This is a genomic window from candidate division WOR-3 bacterium (assembly GCA_039801085.1).
Classification (GTDB): domain Bacteria; phylum Hydrothermota; class Tepidihabitantia; order Tepidihabitantales; family Tepidihabitantaceae; genus JAOABP01.
The window spans coordinates 111,346-130,706 of sequence record JBDRTY010000002.1 but is presented as its reverse complement, the minus strand read 5'-3'; the positions used below and the strand labels follow the sequence as shown (position 1 = coordinate 130,706).

Sequence of the window (19,361 nt, the reverse complement as noted above, 5' to 3'; positions counted from 1 at the left end):
TTTCTCCTTTCAGATCCGGAACGGACTGTCCGAACAGCCCTCATAGCGAACCTCATCCACCTCCTCACCGCCGCCTGCACCGCGGTAAAGCCGGTCCGGAAAATTCAGCACCCTGCCCGCAACATTTCCGATATTCTTATATCCGTGCACCACTCCGGGCGGCACCAGCAGTATCCCCGGACTGCCTTCGCCCAGCTTCAGCTCAATCCGCCTGCCGGCAGTGACCGAGCCCGCACGGTTGTCCCAGAGCACCACCAGAAAATCGGACGGACCGGCAAAGACAAAAAGGTCGGTCTGATACCGGTGCTCATGGGGTCCGCGCACCACGCCCGGCAGGGTTTCGGAAACATAACCCATCACCGGCTGATGCACCGGACCCGCACCGCCGTCAAACCAGTCCTGCCGGAAAACCTCTGCGAGCCAGCCCCGGCGGTCGGAATGCACCACCAGCGGTGCCAGCCACACCCCTGAAATCTCCAGCTCCTGAAACCGGGGTCTCACAGCTCCACCTCGCTGGAATCGGAAAGGAGCAGTTTCGGACTGGCACCGGACTGACCACTGGCTCGGACCCGCACCTCCCTGCCCAGCAGGCTCTCGCTCATCCTCCGCACGCCGGAGATCACACACCGTTCCAGAATCACCGAATGCTCAATCTCGGAACCGGAAATCTCACATCCGGCACCGACCGAAACAAAAGGACCGATCCGGGAGTGATCAATCCTGCACCCTGCGCCGATGACCACCGGACCCGAGAGCTCGCAGTTGCTCAGCCGGGCGCCCGCCTCAATCCGCACCGGACCGGTAATCCGGCAGTTGGCAACCGTGCCTGAAATCTCCTCCTGGCCCAGACTCGCCAGCACCTGCCGGTTCGCCGCCAGCAGGTCATCCTTCTTGCCAGTATCCAGCCACCAGCCCGCCAGCACAATCGGCAGTACCCTCCTGCCCTGCTCAATCAGCCCCTGAATCGCCTCGGTGATCTCCAGCTCCCCGCGGGCGGAAAACTTAAGCTGTTCAATCACCTGATGAATCACCGGGGAGAAGATATAAACTCCGACCAGCGCCAGGCTGGATGGCGGCTCTGCCGGCTTCTCCACCAGCCGGACCACCGTTCCGTTCTTCAGCTCTGCCACTCCGAACCGCCGCGGGTCGCTGACCTCCTTGAGCATGATCACCGCATCCGCACCGCCGGACGAAAAAAGTGTCAGCCCGGGTGCAAGCCCGTCCTGAAGCAGATTGTCGCCCAGATACATCACAAACGGCGCCTCCCCCAGAAAATCCCGGCTCACCTTTACCGCATGTGCCAGGCCGAGCGGTTCATCCTGGCGGATATAGGTCACCCGGAAGTTCCAGCGCCGGCCATCACCGACAAACTCCTGAATCTGCGCCCCGGTCTCAGGGGAAACCACAATCCCGACCTCCTCCAGCCCGGCAACCATCAGATGCTCAAGCACATAGGAAAGAATCGGCCGGTTTGCCACCGGCACCAGCTGTTTGGGAATCGTCCAGGTCAGGGGCCTGAGCCTTGTCCCCCTGCCACCGCACAGCACCAGCGCCCGCATCAGCATATCTTTATTATCCACCCGCTGTCAATGACTGTCAAGCAAAACTCCTGAAACCGCCCTGATCCGCACCTGCTTGACATTCCCAAGTCAAAATACTATAATTAGTTATGCCGATCAGAGAATTTATCTGCTGCTCCTGTGGTCATCAGTTTGAGGAGCTGATTCTGAGCGCGCGCGATGAGAAGAACCTCGTCTGTCCCAAATGCGGCAGTCACAAACTCAACCGCTGTTTCTCGGTGTTCGGTGTCTCTGGAGCAGAGAAAAAGGTTAAAACCACCGGCTCGAGCTGCAGCCACTGTTCCAGTCACAACTGCAGCTCCTGCGGTTAAGGAGGAAAATTATGACAATTAAAAAGGCGGATCTGGTTGAAACCATTGCCCGACAGATGGCACCCGCAGTTACCAAGCGGGATGTTGCCCGGATTGTCCAGCTGTTCATCGATGAACTCTGCCGGGCACTCCAGGAGGGCAACCGGGTGGAAATTCGCGGGTTCGGCGTGCTGGCAACCAAGGTGCGTAAACCCAAGCTCGCCCGCAACCCCAAGACCAAGGCACCGGTCACCGTGCCCCCGCGCCGGGTGCCGGTATTCAAGGCTTCGCGCCTGCTTAAAGCCAGTCTGGGCCAGGTTCAGCAATAAAAAGGAGCGGAAATAATGCCCTGTGGCAGAAAACGGAAACTGCGCAAGGTCAAACGGCACAAGTTCAAGAAAAGACGCAAGGCACTGCGCCACAAGAAGAAAATCCGGTAATTCCGGGCGCTGATCCGCGCTGAAACTGTTTTCTGTCCGGCTCCGGACCCGGCTGAAAACCCTTATTGAAAAAGGTCGGGCATTGACTTGACCTGTCCGCTCAATAAACTGAAAACTGCACCATGAATTCCAGCGGGAAAGCCGCACCCGAATCGACGCCGAACAGCGCGGTGGTTGTTGCCCTGGAACTGCTGTTTCTCCTGCTCATTATCGCCACCCTGCGCCTGGTCTTCTCGCCGAGCTCCACCGGCGCCACCACCGTGGTCATGGTCTGGATTCTGCTCACCCTTGCCTCCTATCTGGTCGGCGAGTTTGAATCTGCCACCCGGATCAACTACGGTCTGACCACCCGCACTCAGGCGGCATTCGCCCTTACCTTCGTTGCCTACGGTATCGTCCACCACCTCTGGTCCTGGTGCGAAGAGCTTACCATCGCCTTCTGGCTCGCCTTCTGGACCTACCTCACCTTCATTGCCCCGCTTGTTGGGATTCTGATCCGCCGGCTGTTTCCCCAGCCGGTTCTGCTCGTCACCGACTTCAACCAGGACAAAAGGGAACTCCTCCGCTGGTGGGGTCTGGACTGTGCCGAAACCATCCCGATTGACGCCCTGCCGGAATGGCTCCACGAGAACGCCGAACCGGTGGGCAGGGTCAGCCGCTTTCAGCTGATCGTGGTTGACACCACCGACCTGCGCACCGAACAGCTGGTTTCCACCCTTGCCCCCCGCTACTTCATCGACTTCATCGGCATCCGTGCCTTCCGGATGTCCGCCTACCTGCTCGGACCCCATCCCCGTCTGCTCGGACCTTTTGCCCACGAAGGCATCGCCCGGCGGCTCAAACGCCTGATCGACATCTTCATCTCCGCAACCGCCCTGCTGGTGCTTGCCCCGCTCATGCTCCTCATCGCCCTGCTGATCAAGCTCACCAGTCCGGGTCCGGTCTTCTACCGCCATCGCCGGCTCGGCAGAAACATGCGCCCGTTTGCAGTCCTCAAATTCCGCACCATGTTTGTTGATGCCGACCGCCGGCTCGAACAGATCCTCGCCAGCGATCCGGAGAAACGGGCAGAATTTGAAAAGACCTTCAAACTCAAAAACGACCCCCGGGTCACCTCAATCGGCAGAATTCTGCGCCGCACCTCGCTCGATGAACTGCCCCAGCTCCTCAATGTCCTTGCCGGCGAGATGTCGCTCGTCGGGCCCAGGCCGATCGTGGAAAAGGAGATCCAGTACTATCAGGACTACTCCCTGCTCCTCTTCCGCGTCCCGCCGGGCCTGACCGGTCTCTGGCAGGTCTCGGGCAGAACCGACACCACCTACGAAGAACGGGTGAAACTGGACACCCGCTATGTCCGCGAATGGACCCTCTGGGGCGACCTGCTCATCATCCTCAGAACCATCCCGGCGGTGCTTGCCCGCAAAGGTGCCTACTGAAACCGGAACCGCTTGACTTCTCCTGCCCGCGGGTAAATAATTATCCTGCAAAAAACCATGATTTTGGAACCGCCTGACCTGATTGCCCTGCGCCTTGCCGAAACCCGGCACTACCTGTTTGACCATCCGGACCTCAGCAATGCCGGCTTCACCATCCAGACCTACCGCGCCCGGCTCGCCCGGCTCAGTGAAACCGGACTCCTCCGCGCCCTCCACCTCACCCTGGTTGTCCCGCCCCTTGCCGGTGGCAACTGGGCATGGGCTGCCCTGCTCGGCAGAGCCCAAGCCCCGTATGAAACCGCCCATCAGCTCACCAGCCGGCTCCCCTTTGTCAGCGAAATCCTGTTCAACGCCTGCTTCCCGGCAAACATCGGACCCAACCTCGCCCTGCTCTTCTTCTCCCGGGATTTGGAAAACGAGACCCGCTTCATCCAGAACCTTCCCGGACTCCGGGAACTGGAGGTTTTCAAAATCCGGGAATACTCCTATCCGGTCTCCCTGCCCCTCTCCGGCGAGGAAAAGGCGTTCATCCGCTTCTTGATGCAGAACCCGGATGCGGATGCCCAGACCATCTCCGCCCACTTCGGCCAGAGTGAAAACTGGGTCCGGGCAAAACTGGACCGGCTCCTCTGGACCGAAGAAAACCGCTCCGGAATCTTCCGCATCCAGCCCGCAATTGACTGGTCAAAAGCGGAAAACTTCGGCCATTTCCACTTCCTCCTGCAAACCGGGCACCGGCCTGAAGAGATTGCCCGGCTCACCGCAGAAAACGGCTTTCAACTGGTGATGTCCGGCAGACCGCTCTCGGGCAGATACCTGAGCCTTGAGGCTGATATCTGGGGCATCCCCGACCTCCTCAACCGGATCGACCTCCTTGAACAGCTCAACGGAGTCCGGGTTGCCGCAATCCTCTACAACCAGGAAGTGGTCATCAACACCGCCTGGGTGGAAAAACTGCTCGGCACCTGAAACCCCACCCTCGGGGGAACTGCCCCCGGACCGGCACGACGAGGGGTCCTAAATCATAACTATTTGCAAAAATGCAACTTAAAAAACAACTGACTTCAGGATGTTAAAAAAATCCTTCCACCAGGGCTCTAATTAATAAAATGGGCAGAAAACCGGCAACAGCCTAACGGACCCTGAAGAAAACCCTGCCCTCAGCCACCAGATTACCGCTCTTCTGCAGCGCCAGCGCCTCCATCGCCGATCCCGGCACCCGCACCCCGGCAAAAGTGAAAATTCCGCCCAACTCCCGCAGCCTCGAAACCCGGGCATAGGCTGAACCCAGCCGCTCCGGTTCAAAGACGCCCAGCTCCTGAATTCTGTCCTCAATTTCGCCCTCAATTCCCTCCTCAACCCACAGCAACTGCATTGAATTTCCATCACTTATCACTATACCCTGCTGTCTGAAATCCCCGGCAGTCTCTGCCATTATTTCCCGGAACCGCTCCCACGAACCCCACTCCTCACCGGGACAGGGCACAAACAGCACCGGCTCATGCACCGCTTCACAAGGTGCCTTATACTCATTCACCCACACCCCGTCCAGCTCAATATGGCGCAAACCCAGCCTGAAAACCTGCCACTTCATCCGCTCCAACAGAAAAAACTCATCTGCCGGGGTCCGGTCCTTGGCTGCACCCACAACTGCAAACCCCGCTTTAGTATAGGGGTAAATCCGCTCAATCCCGGGCTCATACAGCCGGTTCAATACCCGGTATTTACCGGTTCCACTCCGCTCTGCCATTATACCTCCTTTAATATACCTGCACTATATTATGACATTTTTGCCCCCTTTTGTTTGATGCCAGTTGCAAAACCCGCCCATTCCAGCCTGACCGCACCCTGTTATGCTGTCATTCCGAGCGGAGCGTCAGCGGAGCCGAGGAATCCCTTCAACCGATCTCTCCACTCCGTCCCTTACCGGTCATTCCGAGCGGAGCGAAGCGCAGTCGAGGAATCCCTCTTAATCCGCTAAAAGGGAAAGCGATTTCTCCGCTCCGCCCTTCGGGCTCTGGTCGAAATGACCTTCTCTTCTGTCATTCCGAGCGGAGCGAAGCGGAGTCGAGGAATCCCTTTTTCCCACCGGTCATTCCGAGCGCAGTCGAGGAATCCCTCTTTATATCATCTATTGACACCGGCTTCCAGATACATATAATTAACAAAATTGTTAACTGTCTATGCCTGAAGCACCAGAACCCCTCCTTGTCCGGCTCAGCCGTCAGCCCTTCTTCACGATTGAGGACCTGCGTCAGCTTACCGGAGTCAACCCCGCATCGGCCCGGGTCCTTGCCACCCGCTACTGCCGGCAGGGGATATTCCTGCGTCTGAAACGGGGTATCTACACCCTGAGTCATAACTGGGAACGGCTCTCCACCGAAGAACGGTTCCGGATTGCCAATTTCCTCCAGGTTCCCTCCTACATATCATTCCAGACCGCGCTCAGCTTCTATCAGCTCACCACTCAACTCCAGCGCGACTGGTTTGAAAGTGCGGTCCGGAAAAGAACCGCCCGGTATGAAATCCGGGGCGTCAGCTTTGTCTACTACCGCCTGGCACCCGGCTACTTCTCCGGATTTGTCCGGCAGAACGGCATCTTCATCGCCACCCCGGAAAAGGCGCTCCTTGATGCCCTCTACCTCCATTCCCTCGGCAGATACCGGCTTGACCTCAGCGCCCTGGAAACCGGAAGGATCAACTGGCAGTTGCTGCACCGCCTCAGCCGGAACTATCCGCTCAAAACCCGTCAGCTCATCAACCGCCTATGCAGGAGCTGATCCAGCAGGAAAGGTTTGAAATTGAACTCCTGGACCGGCTCAACAGCCTACGCCTGCTTCCGTCCCTCATCTTCACCGGCGGCACGATGCTCCGTCTCTGCTACGGACTGGAGCGCTTCTCAGTGGACCTGGACTTCTGGGTGCTCAGGCGCCAGCCCTATGCCCGCCTGTTTGACCGCCTGCGGGATTATCTGGGACAGTTCTACACCCTGACCGATGCCCAGAACAAATTCCACACCCTCCTTTTCGAAATCAGGTCGCCCGCATATCCGCGCCGGCTCAAGATTGAAATCCGCAAACAGCCGAAAAGGGTTGGCACCGAGCTGGCAATCGCCTACAGCCGCTTTGCCACCACGCAGGTCCTGGTCCGGGTGCCCCGGCTGCCGGAACTGATGGACGCCAAAATTACCGCATTTCTGGAACGGCATGAAATCCGGGATGTTTATGACATTGAGTTTCTGCTCCGGCGCGGTGTGCCCCTGCCGGATGCGTCCGCAACCCTGAACCGCCTCCTCCGGGGTATTGAACAACTGCCCGCACGCGACTACCGGGTCAAACTCGGCTCACTTCTACCTCAGGACCTCCGTCAATACTACAACCGGGAAAACTTCAAAACCCTCCGTCAGGCGATTGTGGCAAAGCTTCAGGCCGGTTAAACGCACCACCCCTAGAACTGAGCGGTCGCCCGCTCCAGCCGGACCCCTTCAGTTCAACCCGGCACAACCTCCCCTTCCGCCATTCCGTTAGTCTTTTTCCTGTCATCCGGACGCCACTTTTCCCGTCCTTCCGCGCCCCTCCCTTCTGTCATTCCGAGCGTCTTCTTTTCTTTTTCTGTCATTCCGAGCGAGCCGAAGGCGAGTCGAGGAATCCCTCTTAATCCGCAAAAAGGGAAAGCGATTTCTCCGCTCCGCCCTTCGGGCTCTGGTCGAAATGACCTTCCCTTCGGTCATTCCGAGCGGAGCGAAGCGGAGTCGAGGAATCCCTTTTCCCCACCGGTCATTCCGAGCGCAGTCGAGGAACCCTTATCTCAACAGAATGCCCTCCGGCAGAAATCAGAACACCTCCGAACCACCGCCCGCAACTGCCTCAGGCGGACATCACAAAAACGAACAACGGAAAACGGCGCACGGAAGACGGGCTGGTTTCAATCCTTGTTTTGCTGGAAGTGGTGTCATAACCGCATATTCCACACCCAATAGATTCAAATTCTCATCAGTTTCAATCCTTGTTTTGCTGGAAGTGGTGTCATAACCCAAGGTCTGACAACCCTACTGTTTGACCGGACTGATGTTTCAATCCTTGTTTTGCTGGAAGTGGTGTCATAACCCGATGACACCGATGACACCGATGATGTGGGTTTTCGTTTCAATCCTTGTTTTGCTGGAAGTGGTGTCATAACATTTTTACGCACGACAAAGGGGTTGTGTCTCTCAAGTTTCAATCCTTGTTTTGCTGGAAGTGGTGTCATAACCTGGTGAGGTGAGGTATGTTCTGGAAATACAGCCGCCGTTTCAATCCTTGTTTTGCTGGAAGTGGTGTCATAACGGCATGTCCTATGTTCTGCCGGTGCCGACCCGGGAGTTTCAATCCTTGTTTTGCTGGAAGTGGTGTCATAACATGGCGTCAATCAACGAACCGTCGGTATCAAAATGTTTCAATCCTTGTTTTGCTGGAAGTGGTGTCATAACCCTTGACTATGACACCAGAGCAATTTTGAAATTTTGTTTCAATCCTTGTTTTGCTGGAAGTGGTGTCATAACTACCCGCATAGGACTTGACAACCGGCAAAAGTTTGTGTTTCAATCCTTGTTTTGCTGGAAGTGGTGTCATAACCTCGTATCTAACATTTGGGGGTAAAATGTTATAATTAGTTTCAATCCTTGTTTTGCTGGAAGTGGTGTCATAACTATCATATCTTGTTACACCGATTCTATATTTGTAAAGTTTCAATCCTTGTTTTGCTGGAAGTGGTGTCATAACACAATATCCGGACTTCAAAACCGCCCGATTCATCCAAGTTTCAATCCTTGTTTTGCTGGAAGTGGTGTCATAACCTTGACAATTTGAGTATTCATTTTTTCTTCATTAGGGTTTCAATCCTTGTTTTGCTGGAAGTGGTGTCATAACTTATCGGCTGGCACTGGGCGACAAACTTGAACTGAAGTTTCAATCCTTGTTTTGCTGGAAGTGGTGTCATAACCGTCCGATTCCGACATCCAGCCCGGCGGTTTTCAGTAGTTTCAATCCTTGTTTTGCTGGAAGTGGTGTCATAACGTGAAACAACCCAGCCCACCGGTGCGGCGCAGTCCGTTTCAATCCTTGTTTTGCTGGAAGTGGTGTCATAACTTCCAGCGTGTATTCGCCATCAGAATATGTCAAGACCTGTTTCAATCCTTGTTTTGCTGGAAGTGGTGTCATAACTCTGCTGGCGAATGTCTGCACGCTGCCTAATGAAAGTTTCAATCCTTGTTTTGCTGGAAGTGGTGTCATAACGGCGGTGGCAGAGCCCGGGTGAGCCATGAGAAATGCGGTTTCAATCCTTGTTTTGCTGGAAGTGGTGTCATAACTGTCAATATCATCTTTAGCACTTACCCTTTTACCAGTTTCAATCCTTGTTTTGCTGGAAGTGGTGTCATAACCGTTTGTAGTGATATCCTTAACCTGTTTCAGAGAGTTTCAATCCTTGTTTTGCTGGAAGTGGTGTCATAACATTTTTTAGCCGTTTCTCAAATTCAAATTTGCTGAGTTTCAATCCTTGTTTTGCTGGAAGTGGTGTCATAACTGGAAAATGCCAATTCGCTTCTGGAAACGAGCGAAAGTTTCAATCCTTGTTTTGCTGGAAGTGGTGTCATAACGCTTGAAAGTCAGGAAATTTACCGAGATTTGTTTGTTGTTTCAATCCTTGTTTTGCTGGAAGTGGTGTCATAACTTGAGTTCTCTGGTATTAATCCGATAAAACTCTCTGAGTTTCAATCCTTGTTTTGCTGGAAGTGGTGTCATAACGACTATTTGACAAGATTGACAAGAGTGACCAAAAATGTTTCAATCCTTGTTTTGCTGGAAGTGGTGTCATAACAAGATACCGGCTGATTTTCACCTTGACAATTGTAACAGTTTCAATCCTTGTTTTGCTGGAAGTGGTGTCATAACCTGATAGCGTGCAACAGATTTTTGAGCCAAAAAGTTTGTTTCAATCCTTGTTTTGCTGGAAGTGGTGTCATAACAGCACTTTTTTTCTATGGTATGAATTTTCCGGCGGTTTGTCAAATTTCTGTCCGGCTCTTTTTGCTATTTTTGACCCCGCAAAAAGAGCTTTTTTGACCGTTTTTTGCCCGCTTGTGCAGAGTTCCGTCATCACAAGTTCCATAAAATCAGCAACCTGCAACTCCATGCCCTCAGACGCAAATATTTTTGTAACAGCAGTCTATACAGCGGGCAGTGTGCCGGGTCGCCTCCGGATACCTGCCCGTGCTGATAATCCGGAATATCTCATCAATGACACCGGTAATGTGTTCATAGTCCTGCTGCCGGTAAACCACCTCACACAGTTTCGCCCCGCTGCGGACATAGCAGATGTACCCGCGGCTGACCGGCTGCTGGTAGGTCTCGGCAATGAGCATGCCGTAAAGCACCGACTGGTAACGGTGAGTTTTGAAAAGCCATTCCCGGTAATCGGTGTATTTGTAGTCCAGCGGCGCCATCGTGCCATCAGCCAGCGTCAGCACCTCATCAACAATGCCCCGCACCCGCAGCCGGCGCGATGCCAGATAGACGCTCAGCTCCTTTTTGACACAGCCAATCTTCTTCCGCAGATAGTCCGGATTGCGCTTCTCCCGTTCCTGATGGAGCTGTCTGCCCTTCATCACAATGTAGCGGTTCTTCTCGTGCTGGGGAATCTTCAGGCAGTGCATGAAGTAGGTAAAGCGCGGACAAAAGAGGTGTTCAATAATCTCCGAAGGGGTAAGCATCGGCGTGGATTCGTCATCTGCCGGTGATAACTCCAGCAGTTCCTCGCTCATAAAAACAGCGCCTTCACCTCGTCACTTACCAGTTCCGGATCAAACGCCCTGCCCAGTAATCTGACCTTTCTGAAATCCTCCTCACACATCGGGAAAATATAGACCGAATCGGTCTCGGGATCAATGATGTCTTCGCAGATGACCCTGAGCTCCTCAATCTGGGTGCGGTTGAGCCTGCCGAGAAAGGCGCTTTTCTGCACCCGGTAGAGCCCCTTGTTCTTGCAGGCGCGGGCGATGAGGCTGCGAGTCCGGTTACTGGTGATGTCGTAGACCACCCAGACAAGATTAATCTGACTCATCTTCCCTTCCCAGGAGCTGGCTGGCAATCCGGTGGCAGTCAAGCTGAATTATGTCCTGGCGGCGGATGTTTCTGCCCGAGTAGCGCACCGGCTCGTCCAGAAACCGGGTAAAGGCTTCGATCAGCACCGCCCTGCCCTCCTTGTTCAGCAGCATGCCGTTGTGCAGCCGGTCAAAGTACTCCTTTAAAACCTTCCGGGCAGCAAACAGGTTGACCACCACCTCCTCAGCCCAGACCCGGTAGTTCTCAATGATGTCAAAGACCAGCGACTTCTTGTTGTAGTTGTCGGTATGGAGAATGCCGACATAAGGGTCCAGTCCGGCGATGACGCAGGCGCGTTCCACCCGGCTGTAGAGGATACCGTAGGCATAATTGAGCAGGGCGTTGAACTCATCCTTTGCCGGATTGCGCGACCTGCCCTCAAATTTGAACTGCTCGGGCATGAGAAAGGAAAGCGCCTCAAAGTAGATCCTGCCCGCACTACCCTCAATCCCCATAATTGTGCCCCGGCGCTCCTCGACGGTGCCGGTGATTCCCTCAAGACTCTGCCGGCAGTTGCGCAGTTTCTCAATATAGGTGGTGATCTCCGCCGACTTGCGGCTGCGGGTGGTGCGCAGCCGTTCCAGCAGGGCGATCTGACCGTCGAGCTTGCGCCTGACCCAGGCGAGTGCCAGCTCCAGTCCGGCATCAGTCTCCGCAACCCCGAGCTGCCGGCGCCGGATTTCGGTTGTGCTGCCGAACCGGCTGTGCCAGATCCGGGCATAGGGCTCGCCGTATTCGTCAACAAAGACAATGTCAATATTGTTCTCGATCGCCAGCTTGAGCGCATCGGTGGTGATCGTGGCGGCGGTGGCGATGATGATTGAGGAGACCTTCCGGACAGAGATCTCAGTAATCCGGTCCTCACTCCTCACCCGGAACAGCTCGCCGTTTTTCTGGAGAAATGCGCCCCAGGTGTTGATGACCAGATTCATCTACAGCCTGCCGATCGTGCCGAAGCCCCGTGATACCGACTTGCCCAGCCCGAGGAATTCGGGAATCTCAAAGTTGACCCGGAAGTTGCCCAGAAAGCCGAGCATCGGTGTGCCCTTGAGTGTGGTCCGGACCTCGCGGATGTTTTCCAGCTCAGCGGTCAGGGGTGCGGTGACGGTATAGCCGAGCCCTTTGGCAACCGAAAGGATGTTACCGACCAGAATCCGCTCCAGCAGCTCACGCCGTGCCTGCGGACTGCCGGCACAGACATAGTGCTGATAGTTCTGCTCATTCAGCGCCAGCCAGGGGGAGAGGAAGGTGTAGGGCAGAAGCTGAGGTGCGGAACCAAATTCTGCTGAATAACTGAAAAGCGACTTGGTAACTACCTCTTGCCAAGTACTATCAATCACCAGCGCCTGTACTTTCTCAAATATCTTCTTTACTACCTCAACCCCTTCATAAATCCCGATTATTATTATGTCATTGTTAATAACCTTATACTGAATCACCGGATAGCGGTAGAGCAGTCTGCCGTCCGGTAGATGATGGTGAACTACAGGATTATCCCGGAAAAAACTGGCGATGTAACCCCGAACCTTGCGCGCTGCCTCCGGACTCAGTTTGTCATTAATTACCAGCTTGAGCAGCAGCGGTTCGATCTTCATTGTCTCAACCTCATACGATCAATGTCCCGCGCTCGTCCTTGATTATAAACCCGGTATCCGGATGATAGTAATTTCGCAGCTGACTCCGCCGGACATAGCCCAGTTCACCAACCATTTCCGGCAGGTTTGGAATATTGCGCGGAACCGAAATTACATACTGATAAAACAGGGATTTTATCTCCAGAAACCGGCGGTAGCGTTCATACGGATCTTTAGTTTCTTTCAGACGCTGGTAGCATTCCCAGACCTGCTCTGCCTCCTCGTCTTGTTCAATAAATACATCAAATTTATAGGGCTCCTCCTCGATCAGCTGAAAATTGTCAACCGCCGGTGCCTCATCGGTTGAATCGTATTTAAGGGCTGCCACAGCATTCAGGAGCGCTGCGGATTCGTATTGCGACTTGCGGCTCTGGACTTCCAGGTAATAGCGGTCGATTAAATCGTCAAAGTCCTTTTCGGCAATCTGTTCACAGCTTCCGATAAGCTGCTCGGTAATATTAAGCAGGACCGGATCATATATGTAGGTACAGTATTGACGCTGCTTCTCATCTGCCAGTCTGACGATATAGACATCACCCTGACGGGCGGCATTCCGGTTACACCTGCCCGCCGTCTGATTGATTGAATCGAGCGGTGCCAGATCACGCACAACAACATCAAAATCAATATCAACCCCTGCCTCAACCAGCTGTGTGGTAACCGCAATCTGGGGCCTGCCGGCACGGTTTTGTTCCGCCAGTTTCCTGATCCGCTGGAGGCGATCTTTCGGGGTCAAATGAGTTGACAGATATTGACAGCCTGCCACCCCCATTGTCTGCAGTTGTGCATACAACTTCCGGGCAGCGCTGATCGTATTCATAATCAAAAGATAACTGCGATCCGGTTCAAATATCAGCCTGTCAGCCAGTTCCTCGATCGTCTGAATCCGGCTGATGTCAAAATGTAATCGGACACGGTCGAGCACCTTGAAGTACCGCGCCTTGTCATTGATTAATGACCGCACCTCCTGCCGGGCAAAAATCAATGGTTCGGTTGCGGTAACAAAAATAATATTGACATGATATTCAGCCACCAGCCGCTCCAGAAGATGACGGATCAGGCGCCAGTATCGCACCGGAATTGCCTGCACTTCGTCAAGAATAATAACAGAATTGATCAGCCGATGGAATTTCTTGAGTGCGCGGTTGCGGTTGGTAAAGAGCGTATGAAACAGCTGGACAAAGGTGGTGATTACCAGTTCTGAATTCCAGCCCTCGATCAGCATCTGAGACTCGTCAACATCATACTCCCTTTCCCCTCCGCCCTTGCGGTAGTAAATATCGGATAAATGGTGGTGCTTGAGCAGGATATCACTGGCAGGCGTAATTCCGTTTTTCTCAAGAACCGTCTCCAAAACATTGGCATTCTGTTCAATAATGCTCAGATAGGGTAGGGCGTAAATGATCCGCGGCGGATTACCGGTTTGCTCCTGAACTTGCTGCCGGAGCCGGAGCGCAAAGGCAACTGCTGCCAGTGTCTTGCCCAAGCCGGTAGGAAGATTCAGAGAGTAAACACTCGCGCCCATCTCGGGCTTGAAATTGATCACCTCCTGATATGCCGACTCCCGGAGCTGATTCATGGGCGATGACGGAAAGGTAACTGAACGCCGGTAGCCTTCAATGATATTTTCCAGTCGCACCCGGTTCCGGTGGAATACTTGAGGGTATTTGACTACTGCTGCGCTCTTATCTGCATCTATGAGTAAAGAATAAATCAGGTTTAATTTTATGTAATTATTGACATCAGCCGAGTCTTGACGTAACCGTCGCCACGCTCCCCTCATCCGACCGCCGAAATCATCAATCCAGGAACGGATCTGCTCTCTGCTGAGCTCAGCCTTAAGCCCACCATTCTGCAAATGCCGTACTAGCAGCTGAAAGTTCGGTTCCGGTATCGCCTCCAGCTGACATGTGAGCAGTTCCCGGTCTTCATCATCAAACAACAGTTCATCGGCAATATCCCGCAGATCACCATGATGACGGCGGACCGCAATAAACGAAAAAATCGCCTCCCGCTCCGTTGCAATCTCGCTGACAAGATAGTAGGCGCAGAGTGCTGAAAACAGACCATGCTGCGAACGCCGGCTGGGTACCCGGCTGGTGCCGTCCTGCCTCAGATATTCCTGGAAGAAACTGGTTGCCTTGCCCAGATCATGAACCAAGGCATTGATCATGACAACTGGCGCCAGCCACTGACGGAGCGGTTGTGGTTTTTCACCAAGGAACAGCTCCGCCAGTTCCGCAGTCAGTATCAGATGCTGCTCAAGGGGAATCCCCGGATGAGAAAGAAGTCCGGAAGAAGGTAATGAGCTCTCCATTGTTCAGTTGCCAGCATTCCCGCACATTTGCCCGGATCGGCTTACCATCCAGCTCGTAAATCACTTCATCATACCGCTCAACCACCCGGTCAGTATTCATTATCAGCGGTATCTTTTCTTTTATGTATCTTTTCCCCGTTTCCACCACCAGACCATCCGGCACAAGATTGCCCGCAGTTATCGGCGTGCTGATGTCCACCGGTGTCTCCGGCACAACTCGCTGTACCTCAAATTCGTTTCCGAAGCCAAAGTCAGCGAGCAGTTCGCTTAAACCCAGTGCCACTGTGTAAACTGAGCGGTGCTCCATGATCAGCTGCTTCAGATCCTGGTAAATCTGCGCGTCCTGATGGGCAAAATAGATACGATAGCGGGGAGACTTTACAAATTCGGTGCGGATCTGAGTGCGGACTTTGGGTGTCCAGTCCCGCTTGGTATCAATCAGGTTGATGCCCATGCGTATCTTTCTTACCGGGTTGACTATTCTGACCCCGAGCAGGCACTCCGGACCACCGAAGAGTTTCAGATGCTGATTGGTTTCCTTGGTTGTACCGTAGATTGCGCCCAGCATGCCCGCGATGGTGGGCGGCGGGGGAAAGGGAAATGTCAATGGTGAGGTGGTGGTGTAGAACTTGCGGAAGTGAGCAAGATCACCCCAGACATCAAAAGCCAGAACCTTCATAACCGTCGGCTCAGAATGCAAACTGCTGAATGTTTATTTTTTCATTCCTCAACGCCGTGGCGAGATCCACCGGCTGTCCATCTCTTACAAGCTGCAACCGGTCGTCGATCTTTATCCGCACCTGCTCAATAATGTCATTCACCGCTTTGATTGCGTCAACCAGCTGTCCAACCTCCAGTTTCAGCTCGCTGACATTCCGAATCGCCTCGTCCGCTTTTTCCGCACGGATGCTGAGCCGCCGGTCAAGCTCACCGATGAAGTAGTTATTGCCAGGCTTGTAGACGATCTGCAGCAGCAGGCGCGGATTCTGACCAAACTTGGAACCGGAAATGAGGTTCTTGGTACCATGCCAGATCGCCTCAAGCATTAATTCGATATCATCGGAGGTTAAGGGGATCTCCTGGGTACTCGCCGCGGTTTCGTTGACAATTCCGTAGAAGGCGATCAAACTGTAGGGCAGAATGTAGCGTTCAGTAAAGGTACCCTGCTCCTTGCCCTCGCCCGAAGGTATAACCGTCGTGCCTTTGACATATGTGAGATCAACCCGGTGCAGCGACCGGCCATATTTGAACTGAACCGGTCCGGTGAGCGTCATCCGGTCCTTGCCTTCAACTGCGGTGGTCGCACCAAAGAGACGCAGGTCAATGCATTTCTTCAGCAACTCCTCGTTGTTTTTAAATTCCTCTAACCGCTCCTTCTTGGTTTTCCTTGTACCACTCTCGTTCAAAGTTTCGCGGATAAAAACCTCCTGCTTTTTGTATTCGTAAAGGTAGTCCCGGATCGTCCGCTTCAAGCGGACATCAGTAACAAAGTTTATTCCGGTCTCCTCATCAATCCGCGGCTTGTTTTCGTCGTTGGGATCGCCATTGGGATTGGCGTCAACGACATCGTAAACAAACAGGATCTCCGAACGGTTTTCAATTGTTTTATCCATTCTGTTCCTCCTTGGGATAAAGAATTTTTGCTACATCCTCATAAAGGTTCATGCCGCAGGCGAAGTAGAAGTTGAGTTCGTCGCTGGGAATATCCCAGTTTTCACCGGCTGCTAAGAGATAGCGCGCAGCCTCTGCGGCAATAAGCCTTTTGCCCTTGTCAAAGGACTCATACTCCTCCAGCTTGTTTTCCACCCTGGGCAACAACTCCCGGAAATCCCGCTCATTCATCCTCAGACCTTTAAGGTACTTGCGGAATGGAGTGGCTTTACGCTCAGTATACTGCCTATTCAGCAGCAACTGAGTTAATGCCCCGAGCAGAAATACACCCCGCTTTGCCGGCTGTCCAAAGACCGGGCCGTAACGGCTGAATAAAGGTTCAAAGATACTCTGATTCATATCTTTTGCCTCCTGGAATTTAAGCACCGACCTTTTTATCAGAAAAAGCAGCGTCATCAGGCCATCAGTTACCCGCTGCCTGAAATGACGGTCTTCAATAAATTCCTTCCGTATGGCAGGCATCAGAAACCGGAACAGAAACCCGGGCGCAATCTGCCGTTGTTTGAAGACGCTTTCTGTAACGGTGAGAAAATATTTGTCAAGGTCATTTTCCCGCTTCTCCTCGCTTGATTTGCTGAAAAATATCCGGATCCGGGCAAATGTAAACTCCTCGCCGAATATATTTTCAACCGCATCCTTGGCATCGTAAATCTGCCGGATCTGAGATGGAAATATGTCCTCGAGCAGTAGCAGAATCCGTTCTGCACTGTTTTCCTTTCGGAGAAACAGTAGATTGACCGTCAGGATATCCTGCTGTTCCTTAAGCAGATCAAGGATCTCCCGCTCATCGTTGGTGAGTCGCCTTTTAACTCGGCGATCAAGGGACACATTTTTGCCCGAAAATACAAGGATATCAATGATATCGCTGCGGGTTTCTGGAGTGCCAATGATAAAATTGGGAATCAGCCAGTAATCGAAACCGTAGAACTTGAAGACAAGATTTTGCTCAACGAACTTCCGACCCTCCTCCAGATCCAGTTTGCAATCCTCGCAGACCGGAAAGTTTTTCCAAGCGGTCTTCTGGTTAAATCCGCCCGCAACGAATCCCGGTTTGTCGATGGTGTAAAAGGTAAATACCCTGGGGTCACCCGTTACTGACTTTTTCTCCCCACAGAGCGAACAAATTTTATCCTCTGCCACCGCTTTATCGGTTGCCGCTCTGGCATTTTCAATCAGCAAATTGCGAAACTCCGGGAAATCGCCTACATAACGCCAGCTCCCCTGATGTTTAATCTTCAATGTTAACAGACGATTCTTTTCCTTTTTGGGTAGAGAGGTGTTATACTGATTGATGTCATCCATGATCTTTTCGGCATTGCTGTTGAGCAACCCACCGATCGTTGTGAGTAGAGAAGAGCCCGTATGCTTGTTGAAAAAGGCAAGCAGTTTTTTGTAGAATGTTTTCTCCGCTTCTGTCAATTTTGATGTCGGTGAACAGTCCGGTCCGTTAGAGCTCAACCGCCGGTAAAGATAACTTGCTGTTTTGCTGACATCAAAATCCTCAAGTTCTACGCCGCAATACCGGTTATTATCTAGATCAATTTTGATCAGCAGAACCTTGCCCTGCTTAAACGGTTCCTGAATTAATGTCGTCAGCTTTTCTGACTGTTCTTTTTTGCGTAACCAGTTGCCAATTTGTCTCACTGCGGAAATCATCTTTACCTCCAAAGGTCTCGGTCATTGCGGTATTTATAACCATCGGCGGTCAACTGTCAAGAAAAGAACTTTGCCCTGCCGGGGTTGCCAGAGTCGTTTTTCTGTGTTATTATTTGACGCTATGAATACAAGCGAAGCGATCCTCAATGGCCTGAAGGAGGCAATGGTTGCCGAGCGGACCGGCATCGAGTTCTACCGGACCGCAGCTGAGCGCACCCGGGATGAGCAGGGGAAAGCGGTTTTTCTCCGGCTTGCCGCCGATGAGCAGAAGCATCTGGAGTATCTGCAGGAGCAGTACCGACATCTGTTGAAAAATACCGTGAGTCCGGTGAAGCTGGAGCTGCCCGTGACTGACACCACCGGCGCGAGCCCCATTTTTTCGCCTGAGCTGAAAGCCCGGATTAATCAGGCACACTGGGAGATGACCGCCCTTTCGGTCGGGCTGGCACTGGAGCAGGCATCAATCGCCCGCTACCGGCAGCTGGCAGCAGAAGCGGAAGGGGCAGAGCTGCGCCGGTTTTTTGAGTCGCTGGTGCGCTGGGAGGAGAGCCACGCCGCTGCCCTGCAGCAGCAGTTCAATCTGCTGCGCGAGGACTACTGGCGGGAAGCCGGTTTTGCCCCGTTCTAACGGCTTTTGGGTGCGCGGGCGAAATCGGAGATCAACTTGTTGAGCCGGCGCTCAATCTCGGCGATCTCAGCCTGAATTTCGTTCCGGCGGGCGGAGCTGACACCGGCGCCGAGTTCGGCGATCCGGGAGTTCATCGTCCCGAGCTCACGCTGGATCTGGCTCATCAGGTTCTGCTGTTCGGAAGTAGGTTTTTCGCCCAGGACCTGTGACCTGACCTTTTCGTAGCGGGCACGGACCTTTTCCACCCGTTCCCGCAGTCGCATCAGCTCTTCATCACCGGTCCGGACCTTCTGGCTGTCTGACACCCGCTTTCCGCGGAGTGAATCCTGAAGCTGGACTGCGGGTTTGACCCGCACCGGTTTTCTGGCGGCGGTCTGCTTCTTTTTACCGCTGAGAAGCACGCCCATGATGCCGGCAAGGGCGATGACGAACAGAACTGCCGCAAAGATTATAATCCGCGGGTCGGGTCCGGTACCGCGGTGGAGGCGCCGGACTCGCAGCTTTTCTCCGCAGGCAAAGCAGCGCTCCTGTCCGGGCTGAACCGGTTCACCACAGTGGGGACAGCGCATA

General features: G+C 53.6%; 20 protein-coding genes and 1 CRISPR repeat array. Of the genes, 7 read left to right on the top strand and 13 right to left on the bottom strand.

Annotation, left to right across the window (positions count from 1 at the left end; all coding sequences use genetic code 11):
* Positions 1-9 precede the first annotated feature (9 nt).
* On the bottom strand, positions 10-501 hold the full coding sequence (locus ABIK48_04905; GenBank protein ID MEO0021495.1) for a dTDP-4-dehydrorhamnose 3,5-epimerase family protein: 492 nt from the start codon (positions 499-501) through the stop codon (positions 10-12).
* On the bottom strand, positions 498-1,580 hold the full coding sequence (locus tag ABIK48_04900) for a glucose-1-phosphate thymidylyltransferase (protein ID MEO0021494.1): 1,083 nt from the start codon (positions 1,578-1,580) through the stop codon (positions 498-500). The genes ABIK48_04905 and ABIK48_04900 overlap by 4 nt, the downstream gene beginning before the upstream one ends.
* An 89-nt stretch (positions 1,581-1,669) precedes the next feature.
* Here ABIK48_04900 and ABIK48_04895 point away from each other — a divergent pair, with 89 nt between their 5' ends.
* From ABIK48_04895 to ABIK48_04880, 4 genes are all read left to right on the top strand, one after another.
* The gene (locus ABIK48_04895; GenBank protein ID MEO0021493.1) at positions 1,670-1,891 is read left to right on the top strand and encodes a zinc ribbon domain-containing protein; all 222 of its coding nucleotides are present in this window, start codon (positions 1,670-1,672) and stop codon (positions 1,889-1,891) included.
* A gap of 11 nt (positions 1,892-1,902) precedes the next feature.
* Complete coding sequence (locus ABIK48_04890) at positions 1,903-2,199, top strand: HU family DNA-binding protein (protein MEO0021492.1); 297 nt, start codon at positions 1,903-1,905, stop codon at positions 2,197-2,199.
* A gap of 233 nt (positions 2,200-2,432) precedes the next feature.
* On the top strand, positions 2,433-3,746 hold the full coding sequence (locus ABIK48_04885) for an exopolysaccharide biosynthesis polyprenyl glycosylphosphotransferase (GenBank protein ID MEO0021491.1): 1,314 nt from the start codon (positions 2,433-2,435) through the stop codon (positions 3,744-3,746).
* Between the two features lie 57 nt (positions 3,747-3,803).
* Positions 3,804-4,715: a hypothetical protein gene (locus tag ABIK48_04880; GenBank protein MEO0021490.1), complete on the top strand. Its 912-nt coding sequence runs from the start codon at positions 3,804-3,806 to the stop codon at positions 4,713-4,715.
* Between the two features lie 163 nt (positions 4,716-4,878).
* Here the strand turns inward: ABIK48_04880 and ABIK48_04875 are convergent, their stop codons facing one another.
* Positions 4,879-5,496 (bottom strand): hypothetical protein, encoded by a 618-nt coding sequence (locus ABIK48_04875; GenBank protein MEO0021489.1) that lies wholly within the window; start codon positions 5,494-5,496, stop codon positions 4,879-4,881.
* 433 nt (positions 5,497-5,929) lie between these two features.
* On the opposite strand from ABIK48_04875, the gene ABIK48_04870 reads away from it, so the two are divergent.
* On the top strand, positions 5,930-6,526 hold the full coding sequence (locus ABIK48_04870) for a type IV toxin-antitoxin system AbiEi family antitoxin domain-containing protein (protein ID MEO0021488.1): 597 nt from the start codon (positions 5,930-5,932) through the stop codon (positions 6,524-6,526).
* On the top strand, positions 6,514-7,182 hold the full coding sequence (locus ABIK48_04865) for a nucleotidyl transferase AbiEii/AbiGii toxin family protein (GenBank protein ID MEO0021487.1): 669 nt from the start codon (positions 6,514-6,516) through the stop codon (positions 7,180-7,182). Before ABIK48_04870 ends, ABIK48_04865 begins: the two co-directional genes overlap by 13 nt.
* 53 nt (positions 7,183-7,235) lie before the next feature.
* Here ABIK48_04865 and ABIK48_04860 read toward each other — a convergent pair whose 3' ends face one another.
* From ABIK48_04860 to ABIK48_04820, 9 genes are all read right to left on the bottom strand, one after another.
* Positions 7,236-7,364: a hypothetical protein gene (locus tag ABIK48_04860; GenBank protein MEO0021486.1), complete on the bottom strand. Its 129-nt coding sequence runs from the start codon at positions 7,362-7,364 to the stop codon at positions 7,236-7,238.
* A 303-nt stretch (positions 7,365-7,667) separates the two neighbouring features.
* A CRISPR array of direct repeats spans positions 7,668-9,750; the repeat unit is 37 nt; unit sequence GTTTCAATCCTTGTTTTGCTGGAAGTGGTGTCATAAC.
* A 171-nt stretch (positions 9,751-9,921) separates the two neighbouring features.
* Complete coding sequence (gene cas4 / locus ABIK48_04855; protein MEO0021485.1) at positions 9,922-10,545, bottom strand: CRISPR-associated protein Cas4; 624 nt, start codon at positions 10,543-10,545, stop codon at positions 9,922-9,924.
* Positions 10,542-10,844, bottom strand: coding sequence for a CRISPR-associated endonuclease Cas2 (gene cas2, locus ABIK48_04850; GenBank protein MEO0021484.1), 303 nt, complete (start codon positions 10,842-10,844; stop codon positions 10,542-10,544). Before cas2 ends, cas4 begins: the two co-directional genes overlap by 4 nt.
* Positions 10,831-11,817 carry a CRISPR-associated endonuclease Cas1 gene (gene cas1, locus ABIK48_04845; protein MEO0021483.1) on the bottom strand — a complete coding sequence of 329 codons (987 nt, stop codon included), beginning with the start codon at positions 11,815-11,817 and terminating at the stop codon, positions 10,831-10,833. Before cas1 ends, cas2 begins: the two co-directional genes overlap by 14 nt.
* A complete protein-coding gene (locus ABIK48_04840; protein ID MEO0021482.1) occupies positions 11,818-12,480 on the bottom strand; it encodes a CRISPR-associated endonuclease Cas6 in 663 nt (220 codons plus the stop codon). It lies immediately after the preceding gene.
* A 10-nt stretch (positions 12,481-12,490) separates the two neighbouring features.
* Positions 12,491-14,836, bottom strand: coding sequence for a CRISPR-associated helicase Cas3' (gene cas3 / locus ABIK48_04835; GenBank protein MEO0021481.1), 2,346 nt, complete (start codon positions 14,834-14,836; stop codon positions 12,491-12,493).
* On the bottom strand, positions 14,781-15,515 hold the full coding sequence (gene cas5b / locus ABIK48_04830) for a type I-B CRISPR-associated protein Cas5b (protein MEO0021480.1): 735 nt from the start codon (positions 15,513-15,515) through the stop codon (positions 14,781-14,783). Before cas5b ends, cas3 begins: the two co-directional genes overlap by 56 nt.
* A gap of 10 nt (positions 15,516-15,525) precedes the next feature.
* Positions 15,526-16,449, bottom strand: coding sequence for a type I-B CRISPR-associated protein Cas7/Csh2 (cas7b, locus tag ABIK48_04825; GenBank protein ID MEO0021479.1), 924 nt, complete (start codon positions 16,447-16,449; stop codon positions 15,526-15,528).
* Positions 16,442-18,163: a TIGR02556 family CRISPR-associated protein gene (locus ABIK48_04820; protein ID MEO0021478.1), complete on the bottom strand. Its 1,722-nt coding sequence runs from the start codon at positions 18,161-18,163 to the stop codon at positions 16,442-16,444. The genes cas7b and ABIK48_04820 overlap by 8 nt, the downstream gene beginning before the upstream one ends.
* Positions 18,164-18,284: 121 nt before the next feature.
* Between ABIK48_04820 and ABIK48_04815 the strand changes: the two genes are divergently transcribed.
* A complete protein-coding gene (locus ABIK48_04815) occupies positions 18,285-18,791 on the top strand; it encodes a ferritin family protein (GenBank protein MEO0021477.1) in 507 nt (168 codons plus the stop codon).
* Here ABIK48_04815 and ABIK48_04810 read toward each other — a convergent pair.
* Positions 18,788-19,360 carry a zinc ribbon domain-containing protein gene (locus ABIK48_04810; GenBank protein ID MEO0021476.1) on the bottom strand — a complete coding sequence of 191 codons (573 nt, stop codon included), beginning with the start codon at positions 19,358-19,360 and terminating at the stop codon, positions 18,788-18,790. The two genes, ABIK48_04815 and ABIK48_04810, sit on opposite strands and share 4 nt — an antisense overlap.
* Position 19,361: the final 1 nt, after the last annotated feature.

Coding starts and splice junctions, on each gene's coding strand:
- ABIK48_04895 (MEO0021493.1), top strand. CDS start 1,670: ATGCCGATCAGAGAATTTATCTGCTGCTCCTGTGGTCATCAGTTTGAG.
- ABIK48_04890 (MEO0021492.1), top strand. CDS start 1,903: ATGACAATTAAAAAGGCGGATCTGGTTGAAACCATTGCCCGACAGATG.
- ABIK48_04885 (MEO0021491.1), top strand. CDS start 2,433: ATGAATTCCAGCGGGAAAGCCGCACCCGAATCGACGCCGAACAGCGCG.
- ABIK48_04880 (MEO0021490.1), top strand. CDS start 3,804: ATGATTTTGGAACCGCCTGACCTGATTGCCCTGCGCCTTGCCGAAACC.
- ABIK48_04875 (MEO0021489.1), bottom strand. CDS start 5,496: ATGGCAGAGCGGAGTGGAACCGGTAAATACCGGGTATTGAACCGGCTG.
- ABIK48_04870 (MEO0021488.1), top strand. CDS start 5,930: ATGCCTGAAGCACCAGAACCCCTCCTTGTCCGGCTCAGCCGTCAGCCC.
- ABIK48_04865 (MEO0021487.1), top strand. CDS start 6,514: ATGCAGGAGCTGATCCAGCAGGAAAGGTTTGAAATTGAACTCCTGGAC.
- ABIK48_04860 (MEO0021486.1), bottom strand. CDS start 7,364: ATGACAGAAAAAGAAAAGAAGACGCTCGGAATGACAGAAGGGAGGGGC.
- cas4 (MEO0021485.1), bottom strand. CDS start 10,545: ATGAGCGAGGAACTGCTGGAGTTATCACCGGCAGATGACGAATCCACG.
- cas2 (MEO0021484.1), bottom strand. CDS start 10,844: ATGAGTCAGATTAATCTTGTCTGGGTGGTCTACGACATCACCAGTAAC.
- cas1 (MEO0021483.1), bottom strand. CDS start 11,817: ATGAATCTGGTCATCAACACCTGGGGCGCATTTCTCCAGAAAAACGGC.
- ABIK48_04840 (MEO0021482.1), bottom strand. CDS start 12,480: ATGAAGATCGAACCGCTGCTGCTCAAGCTGGTAATTAATGACAAACTG.
- cas3 (MEO0021481.1), bottom strand. CDS start 14,836: ATGGAGAGCTCATTACCTTCTTCCGGACTTCTTTCTCATCCGGGGATT.
- cas5b (MEO0021480.1), bottom strand. CDS start 15,515: ATGAAGGTTCTGGCTTTTGATGTCTGGGGTGATCTTGCTCACTTCCGC.
- cas7b (MEO0021479.1), bottom strand. CDS start 16,449: ATGGATAAAACAATTGAAAACCGTTCGGAGATCCTGTTTGTTTACGAT.
- ABIK48_04820 (MEO0021478.1), bottom strand. CDS start 18,163: ATGATTTCCGCAGTGAGACAAATTGGCAACTGGTTACGCAAAAAAGAA.
- ABIK48_04815 (MEO0021477.1), top strand. CDS start 18,285: ATGAATACAAGCGAAGCGATCCTCAATGGCCTGAAGGAGGCAATGGTT.
- ABIK48_04810 (MEO0021476.1), bottom strand. CDS start 19,360: ATGCGCTGTCCCCACTGTGGTGAACCGGTTCAGCCCGGACAGGAGCGC.